Origin of the sequence: Desulfobulbus alkaliphilus (assembly GCF_016918545.1) — a bacterium.
GTDB classification, from domain to species: domain Bacteria; phylum Desulfobacterota; class Desulfobulbia; order Desulfobulbales; family Desulfobulbaceae; genus Desulfobulbus; species Desulfobulbus alkaliphilus.
The window spans coordinates 1-7,667 of record NZ_JAFFQC010000060.1 but is presented as its reverse complement, the minus strand read 5'-3'; the positions used below and the strand labels follow the sequence as shown (position 1 = coordinate 7,667).

Here is a 7,667-nt window from a genome sequence, read left to right as displayed (position 1 = left end):
TCAAGATGGGGCCGCAAAAGCTCATATTTTTGCTGGAGCATGGCAAGGTTGTCCATGCTGCGACTATACAGTCAAAAAATCGTCAATGCAAAACAAAAAGTGTACAGGTTATTATTGCTAGACTCCTAACTGCCCTCCGCCAAACCCGATAACGGCGCTCACCTGGTACGGCATATCCGCAAAAAAACCTACGGCATCTTCAAAACTGTTGTCGCTCACCTCAATCCATTCGAACCTCTCACAGCAGTCAGATGTAAGGCTCTTTTGCGCCGCTTTGCGAAGGATCTGCGGGAGACCTTTGCTGGCCAGGACAAGGACACGATTATGTCCGTCACGGCGCAGGTAGATTCCAAGCCTCTCCAGGGCTCCAGGCTTGATGCGCACCAGGGACGGTACCTTGATTTGTCGAGAGGTGTTCTTCATGGGCCTTCTCCGGGGTCGAGCAGCGTATTGACCACGTCAGTCCAGACGGCAAACGGGCGATACCGCTCATCCCTCCTGTCTAGGGCGTGGGCCAGGTCGCCATGGGCGAAACGAAGGGCTGGCCGAACAAGCAGGGCAGCCGGAAGGTCGGTGAAGCCGTCGCCGGCAAATGCCACGGCAGTTGCCCGTTGCTGGTGAAAGCGGACCACGGCTGCCTTGTCCACGCCGGTTTCCAACGAATAGAAGGGTGAATCCTCAGGGGCCTGCATGCGCAACGGGCCACCCGGCATATATTCACCGGGGTTGGCGTGCACAGTCAGTTCGGTGCCCGCCATGGCAAGGATGCGCTGGATGTACCACTCGCATCCGGCCGAAGCCACGACCACGTCCCAACCCGCCGAGCGCAGCCTTTCCACTGATCCGGCCAGATCCGGGTCGGGATCCATGGCTCCGAGAAGTTCCAGGATTTTGTGCTCGGGAGCGCTGATATGGGCGAAAATGGTCTGCAGGGCCGCGAAGTGGGTTACCCTGCCTTCAAGATAGGCCCGCCATGGGTCAAGAGCATTGGTGGGCAGAAGATGGGAGGCGGCAAGTTTATAAAATTCGTTGCCGGTCATGGTCCCGTCGAAATCACTGATAAAAACCTTGTCTGTCATGGGATGTCTCTTGCAACACTGATATTTCAAGACCTGATTCTGATTTGTTCGGATATTTGTATCCACACATTACAAAATTCGTTCCAGTTCCTCGGCGATAACGCGGCTCAACTCGTCGATGGCCTGACTCAGAGCCACGACATAGTCCTCATAGCTTGCCGACCGTGTCTGTTCGTGAAAAGAGAAGCCCCTTCCGACAACGGTCTGTTTTCTGTCGTCGCTGTGGATACTCCATCGTCCGCTCAAAATGACCGTCCCCCCCAACTCTCCGTCGAAGCGCTGTACTTCCACTCCGACCTGAAACCGCAAGGGGTGACCAAAATTCTGGTTGGTATTGATGATTGCGTCGGTCCCCAGGAGGTGCGAGAGATTTTGCACCAGGACCGATGTAATATTCATCCGGAGCGGTTCCGCCCAGCGGTTGAATTCATTCAGGTCTAGCGTATTTTTCCCGGTCCGGGTCACGATCTGAGGTCTGTCCAGATAGTCCGGGACCCTGACCGGCAAAACGCCGACCAGTCCATCCCGCTCAGCCAGCTGCGGCAGGGGTTGCGAACTGAGCAGATAGAAGTCCGCGGGCTGACTTCTTGTCGCCGAACAGCCGGAAAAACAGAGTGCTGCCAGGTACAGAAAGGCAAAAAGGGCGGAAGCCTTGTATCTTTTCATGGTGCATTCCTTCTGGGGTTGCCCTTGCCCCGCAGCAGGGACTCGGGGTGTCGGTCCAGTTGATCAGCCAGGTTGCGAAAGGTCATGGCCATTTTTTCAATCTCGTGCATGGTGTCCCTGAGCTGTAACATCAGCGCCGAGTCGGCTCTGGCGGAAACCCGCAATTCGGCGACCAGGGCCTCCACGGATTCGATTGCCCCTGAGACCGTGGCCATGGTCTCCTGAAGCTCCCGCGACAGATCGCCGATATTATCGCCGGCCTGGTGGATCAAGGAGCGTCCGTCTCCCATCGCCTGGTTCAAACTCGTCCCCAGGGCGACGATCTGCTCGTTCGCGTGGCCGATCAGTGTCCTGGAATCGCCAAGCGTTGTCGTTAATTCGGTGCTCAAAGGCTGGACCTGGGTATCCACGTTGCGAATCAGTCGTTGAGCGTCCAGGATAGTGGCGTTGAGGTTCGCGATGATCTGGGTGAGTTCCGGGACCTGGACAACAGTGGCGATACTCTCAAGACTCCGGTTGATATTCGTGACAATTTCATGCAGAGGAATTTCCTCCAGCGTATGGGCCACGGCCTGAAGGGTCGTCGGGATGGTGGGAATCTCCGGGATCTCCGGAACAATATTGGTGTAGACCGCGGGCCTGTCCGGGAAGAAATCCAGCCCAATACCCAATTGTCCGGTGACCAGGCTCTGCATTTCCAGCCTGGCCCGCAGTCCTCGCTCCACGAACCCGTTCATCACCTCGGCGTGCGTAGCGCCGCGCTGGACTAATGCTTCGTAGGTGTTCCGGCCCAATGTGCCTTGAGCGAATTGCACGAAGACCAGGACGATTATGTCCTGCTCCTCGAGGTCAAAATGAATATGGACGTCGCTGACCTCGGCCACACGCACGCCGCGAAAGTTTACCGGCGCGCCGACGTTCAGCCCGCTGACCGTTCCCTCGAAGACCAGGACATAGGTGAATCTTTCCTGGAAGAACCTTCCGGAACCGAGGACTCCGACAGCCACAATAATCAGGGCGACCGCACCCATCACAAACAGGCCGATCATGGTTTTGTTTGCTGCTTTGCTCATGAAGCACTCCATGGTAAATCAGGCATGCTGATTTTCTCCGCGTGTCAGGAATTTGTGGACGTTAGGATTGGGGGGAGCGGCCAGCAGCTTGCTTGGGTCCCCGCTTGCGGTCATGGTGCGCTTTTCCACGTCCAGAAAGACCGAATTGTTGCCGATGGCGAAAATGCTGGCCAGCTCATGGGTCACGATGACGATGGTCGTATTCAGGCTTGCCCTGAGTTCCAGAATCAGATCGTCCAGCAGACGGGAACTGACCGGATCCAACCCCGCTGAAGGTTCGTCAAAAAAGAGGATGTCGGGATCCAGCGCCATGGCCCTGGCCAGTCCGGCCCGTTTCTTCATCCCCCCGCTGATCTCGGAGGGGTAGAAATCCTCAAATCCGGCCAGGCCCACCAGGGCGAGCTTCAGGGCCACGACTTCCCTGATCTGATCGGGCTTGAGCTTCGTGTACTGCTCCAGGGGCAGGGCGATGTTTTCCGCCAAGGTCATGGAACTCCAGAGCGCCCCGCTCTGGTAGAGGATGCCGAACCGTCTCTGGATCGACTCCCGGGTCTCAGCGTCCGTGTGCCAAAAATTGACGTCGCCATGCAAGACCTGTCCTTTGGAGGGAGGTTTGAGACCGACCAGGATCTTGAGCAGGGTGCTCTTGCCGCACCCGCTGCCCCCCATGATGATGAACACGTCCCCCCGGTTCACCGTGAAGGTCAGGTCGCTCATCAGCACGAAGTTTCCGTAGCCCATTTCCAGGTTGCCCACAGTGATCACCGGTTCCGGCGTGGTCATATATTCAGTACCTCGCAGAGGAAGGTGATGATCGCCGTGGCCACGATAATCGCCACGATGCTGGAGACCACGGCCCTGGTCGCCGCGGAACCCACGTCGGATGCGCTTCTCCCGCATTGCATGCCCCGCAGGCAACTGGCCAGGGCCACCAGCACCCCGAAGACCAAGCTGTGAAACAATCCGATCCAGAAGTAGGTTAGAGTCAGCGCCTCCTGGGTTCGGTTCAGGTACTCGATGGGATTGATGCCCAGCATGCCCACGCCCACGATAAAACCTCCCAGAATACCCATCAGGTCAGCATAGGCACAGAGCAGGGGCATCATCACGATCAGGGCGATCATTCGCGGCAGGACCAAAAACTCAACTGGGGAAATGCCCATGGTTTTCAAGGCGTCGATCTCCTCGTTGACCTGCATGGTCCCGATCTGGGCCGCGAACGCCGCCCCGGTTCGACCGGCCATGATGATCCCGGTCATGACCGCCCCCATGACCCGAACCATGGCAATGGCCACGATGTCGGCCACAAACACCTCGGCGCCGAAGAGTCTGAGCTGGATGGCGCCCACAAAACCCAGAATCAGCCCCACCAACAAACTGATCAGGGAGACGATAGGCAGGGCCTGCCCCCCACACTCATGGAGCAGCAAGGCGAGGTCGGAGCGCCGGAAGGTGGCCCTGCCCCGGACCATGCGGGCGAACGCGATGGCCGCCTCCCCGACAAACTCAGCGGTCTCCAACGTGGAACGCCAGAAAGAGAGGGCCTGGGAACCGACGCGGGGCAAAAAGGGTTCGCGCCTGCCCTCTTTCTTCCCCCCCGCTCGCGCGGGAACCGCCCTGGCCATGGCAAGCAGGCGCCGAACCCCCTCGGGCAACGCGTTCCCGGTGACCTCAATCCCGGCCGTGGAACAGTGCTCGACTATTTTGACCAGGAAGGTGAGCAGCCCGCTGTCCCACCCGCTGATCCCCTTGTCCTCTAAGATCACGCCGCGCACCGGTTGCTGTGATTCGATCTCCCGGATCACGGATGCTGTGGAGGGCAGTTCCAAGTCGAGTTTCCAGACTCCGGAGAGTCGAATGACCAGGGTATCCGTGTCGTACCTGTCGATATGTATCCGGGAGTCCGGAGGGACGCTCTGTTCGCGAGTGCTCATCATAACCAATAAATACCTAGGATTCTATCGTGTTGGACCGAGGCTTCCTTGTTTGACCTTTGAGGAGTCGGGAGTCAGCGATGACCTGTAATGCGCCGCTGGTCATGGGAGAAGTGGCTTCATTTGTCTAAACAAGATATTGAAAATTTTAAGTGAAACCTGTTCTGGAAACGCCTCAGCGATTCGTTTGTCCTGAACAGGAGAAAGATCACCGTCAACCGGGCGCCTGCCTGGAAGCCGAACGATGCGCTCGTGTTGACAAGGTAACGTACTGACTTTCCGTTACCGCGCAATGCTCCCTGGAGATCGGACGCGGAGAATAGTTGGTCCGACCTAGCACCAGGCACTGACCTCCGGTTCGCTGCAGCGCGAGGAAAAACGGGAGCATGCCGACGATGAGGATGAGACTCTTCCAATGGATGCAGCGGTAGGCGCTTTCGAAATCAACACATCGAAGGGCGCCCATCAAAAGGCAAACGCCTGGATCCGTGAGCGTTCGTCCGTGCGTCAGCTTTATTGTCTGTGACCGTTCGATTAAAGTACACTTTATCGGACGGTTACGGGCAATAAAGATGGCGTGCGGACGGATGCCCCGAAGGGCGGCTGGTGAAATTTATTACCAAGGATTTCGCTACAATTAAAAAATTATTACAGCAAGATATATCTATAACAAGAGTCCAGCCGTCACGGATTCAGGAAACGATTAATACGGCCTGAACGTTCGGGACGACGCCGCTGATCATCAAGCCCACCATTAACAGGAGGCAGGCGATCGTTTGGGTTGCTTTGTCGGGTGCCGGCAGCATCTCATCCATTTCGGGGGGCACGCTCATCGGCAGCATCAGGCGACAAGCAGAAATGCCCGTGCTCTGCGCGATGCGAAGCGCCACGGGGATGAAAATGGCGATAACGCCGGTCGAACTCATTACCGATCCGAGAATGCCCACCGCCAGCATGAGCAGCATGAGCAGGCGGGTTTCGCTATTGCCTGCCTTGACGGTAAGCCAGTCTCCCAACCTTTGGACCACACCGGTCCGCATCAACCCCTCGCCATCACGAACAAGGCGGCAATGAGGATGATGTTTACGTCGCTGAAACCGGCGAGCGCCTCGCTCATAGTGATCACCCCTGTAAAGGGCAGCAACACTAACATGATGAGCGCTACGGCATCCATACGGGATTTGTTGATCACGAACATAACCACGGCGGCAAGGAGCAGGGCGAGGGCAAAAAAAGTTCAGTATTCATTGGATATGGCCAAAGACGATTTAGGTTGTAGGCCTCTGTCAACCGCCTCCATGGTGAGGCGGTTGACAGAGGCCTACGATAGAGGAGTCAAGAAGTTCATACTACACCTTATGGGTTGGGGGATGATAATTCTTATGCGGGGATGGGGCTCTTGCCCTTCCCCGCGACACGGCGCAATAGCGCGTTTAAAAAAAAAGCACTTAACGATTTCTCGTTAAGTGCTTGATTTTACTGGTGCCGAGACCAGGATTTGAACCAGGGACACACGGATTTTCAGTCCGTTGCTCTACCGACTGAGCTATCTCGGCGGCTGTGCTTGAAGACATGCATACTTAGCAAAAGCAGGTGTTGCTTGTCAACGATTTTTTTATTGTTGATCCTTCTTGAACAAGTCGCCCAGGTCGATGTCGAATTTATCGAGAGCAGTGCCGGTTTTCACCGAGGGAGAATAGCGTTTGCCCGCGGCACTGCCGCTGACAAATCGCGCCGGGGCCTCCAGATCCAACCCATTGAACTGGAGGTCTTCCAGGACGGGTGTTGCTGCGGCGTCCTGGGCAGGTGACGCCGCTGCAGGCTCCGTTGACAGGGCAGCGACGGGTTCCAACTCTGGTTCCGGCTGCTGAAAATGTTTGTCGGACGGTGGAGCAAGATCAGAAATATCCAGGTCGCCGAAATCGAGAGCCGGCAGCTTGGCTTCTTTCTCGTCCTCTTCGTCACCCAAATCAAGAGTGAATTCATCATTCAGGGAGACTTCCTCCAGCTCATCCAGGTCCACGATCGGTTCTTTTTCATCTGTGATGGCGGCAGCAGTACTGTCGTTTTCAGGGGAAAATTCCGTGTCGATCCCCTGTCGCAGGATGGCATCGCCTTCACTCTCCTCGATCTCTGCACTCATCGCCATGCTGGTCGCCGAGACAGTGGTAGATTGGGAGGGCTTTTTTTCTGTCAGGTTAAGATACATCGGTGCCAGGGCATTGTATACAGTGCCATGGATCCCGTGGACGAGATCGCCAATGGCCCGACTGCACTTCTTGCAGACTTCCAAATGATCAAAGGACGTATAACCACATTTCGGACAACGCATAACTATCTCGACTAGGTAAGGGAAAGGTTCATGCGGCAGGAGCCGGAACAAAGCGGAAAGAACCATTTCAGGCATTATCGCACAGCGAAGAAAAAAAAATCAAGGTATGAGATAAAAAAAAGAAAATGAAAAAGGTTCTTCTTGCGTAGTGCCCATTCGGGAAGGCGATGGTTAAGCTGAGCCGATGCGCGTTGACGAATGCAACCGCAGGCAAAGAGCTGCTTGTACGAGGAGTACATTTGTCAGCGTACCAAAGAATCAGAAGAAGAGAGCCACATCTCGATGGATACGATCTGGATCAGTGAGCGTTGTCCAGCCGCCATGGATGCATGGTACAAGCATAAACCTGAATTCGTGACAGATAAACTCCTGATTATTGAATATATCCTGCTGTCATCAGGTTATAATTTCAGCGGAATCCTTCATGATACCCTTCACCAGCCGTCCTTCGGGGCATCTGTCATCTACCCACAAATAATCCTGGACAACAGCGATTAAGCATGGCAAGGTGTTTCTGCCATGCAGAGCATCCTCGAACGTTTCGACGCATTATCTCTTCAGTTCATTGACGAGGCCATCGCCT

General features: G+C 55.7%; 9 protein-coding genes, 1 tRNA gene and 1 pseudogene. 1 reads left to right on the top strand and 10 read right to left on the bottom strand.

Annotated elements, in window-relative coordinates:
• Positions 1-117: 117 nt before the first annotated feature.
• The 10 genes and pseudogenes from JWG43_RS16930 to JWG43_RS16880 all read right to left on the bottom strand — a co-directional run bounded on the left by JWG43_RS16930 (position 118) and on the right by JWG43_RS16880 (position 7,084).
• On the bottom strand, positions 118-423 hold the full coding sequence (locus tag JWG43_RS16930; RefSeq protein WP_205244130.1) for an iron-containing alcohol dehydrogenase: 306 nt from the start codon (positions 421-423) through the stop codon (positions 118-120).
• Positions 420-1,079 carry an HAD-IB family phosphatase gene (locus JWG43_RS16925; RefSeq protein ID WP_205244129.1) on the bottom strand — a complete coding sequence of 220 codons (660 nt, stop codon included), beginning with the start codon at positions 1,077-1,079 and terminating at the stop codon, positions 420-422. The genes JWG43_RS16930 and JWG43_RS16925 overlap by 4 nt, the downstream gene beginning before the upstream one ends.
• Positions 1,080-1,148: 69 nt before the next feature.
• A complete protein-coding gene (locus JWG43_RS16920) occupies positions 1,149-1,745 on the bottom strand; it encodes a PqiC family protein (protein WP_205244128.1) in 597 nt (198 codons plus the stop codon).
• Positions 1,742-2,818 carry an MlaD family protein gene (locus JWG43_RS16915; RefSeq protein WP_205244127.1) on the bottom strand — a complete coding sequence of 359 codons (1,077 nt, stop codon included), beginning with the start codon at positions 2,816-2,818 and terminating at the stop codon, positions 1,742-1,744. Before JWG43_RS16915 ends, JWG43_RS16920 begins: the two co-directional genes overlap by 4 nt.
• An 18-nt stretch (positions 2,819-2,836) precedes the next feature.
• On the bottom strand, positions 2,837-3,601 hold the full coding sequence (locus tag JWG43_RS16910) for an ABC transporter ATP-binding protein (protein WP_205244126.1): 765 nt from the start codon (positions 3,599-3,601) through the stop codon (positions 2,837-2,839).
• Entirely contained in the window at positions 3,598-4,755 is a 1,158-nt protein-coding gene (locus JWG43_RS16905; RefSeq protein WP_240193661.1) for an MlaE family ABC transporter permease, read from the bottom strand. Before JWG43_RS16905 ends, JWG43_RS16910 begins: the two co-directional genes overlap by 4 nt.
• 211 nt (positions 4,756-4,966) lie before the next feature.
• Positions 4,967-5,263, bottom strand: coding sequence for an SLC13 family permease (locus tag JWG43_RS16900; RefSeq protein ID WP_338033281.1), 297 nt, complete (start codon positions 5,261-5,263; stop codon positions 4,967-4,969).
• Positions 5,264-5,579: 316 nt separating this feature from the next.
• Positions 5,580-5,950 (bottom strand): annotated as a pseudogene (locus JWG43_RS20335) (SLC13 family permease); the annotation flags it as partial.
• Between the two features lie 282 nt (positions 5,951-6,232).
• Positions 6,233-6,308, bottom strand: a tRNA-Phe gene (locus JWG43_RS16885).
• A gap of 59 nt (positions 6,309-6,367) precedes the next feature.
• Positions 6,368-7,084: a hypothetical protein gene (locus tag JWG43_RS16880; protein ID WP_205244122.1), complete on the bottom strand. Its 717-nt coding sequence runs from the start codon at positions 7,082-7,084 to the stop codon at positions 6,368-6,370.
• Between the two features lie 198 nt (positions 7,085-7,282).
• Here JWG43_RS16880 and JWG43_RS16875 point away from each other — a divergent pair, with 198 nt between their 5' ends.
• Complete coding sequence (locus JWG43_RS16875) at positions 7,283-7,582, top strand: hypothetical protein (protein WP_205244121.1); 300 nt, start codon at positions 7,283-7,285, stop codon at positions 7,580-7,582.
• The last annotated feature ends 85 nt before the right edge of the window (positions 7,583-7,667 follow it).

Coding starts and splice junctions, on each gene's coding strand:
- JWG43_RS16930 (WP_205244130.1), bottom strand. CDS start 423: ATGAAGAACACCTCTCGACAAATCAAGGTACCGTCCCTGGTGCGCATC.
- JWG43_RS16925 (WP_205244129.1), bottom strand. CDS start 1,079: ATGACAGACAAGGTTTTTATCAGTGATTTCGACGGGACCATGACCGGC.
- JWG43_RS16920 (WP_205244128.1), bottom strand. CDS start 1,745: ATGAAAAGATACAAGGCTTCCGCCCTTTTTGCCTTTCTGTACCTGGCA.
- JWG43_RS16915 (WP_205244127.1), bottom strand. CDS start 2,818: ATGAGCAAAGCAGCAAACAAAACCATGATCGGCCTGTTTGTGATGGGT.
- JWG43_RS16910 (WP_205244126.1), bottom strand. CDS start 3,601: ATGACCACGCCGGAACCGGTGATCACTGTGGGCAACCTGGAAATGGGC.
- JWG43_RS16905 (WP_240193661.1), bottom strand. CDS start 4,755: ATGATGAGCACTCGCGAACAGAGCGTCCCTCCGGACTCCCGGATACAT.
- JWG43_RS16880 (WP_205244122.1), bottom strand. CDS start 7,084: ATGCGTTGTCCGAAATGTGGTTATACGTCCTTTGATCATTTGGAAGTC.
- JWG43_RS16875 (WP_205244121.1), top strand. CDS start 7,283: ATGCAACCGCAGGCAAAGAGCTGCTTGTACGAGGAGTACATTTGTCAG.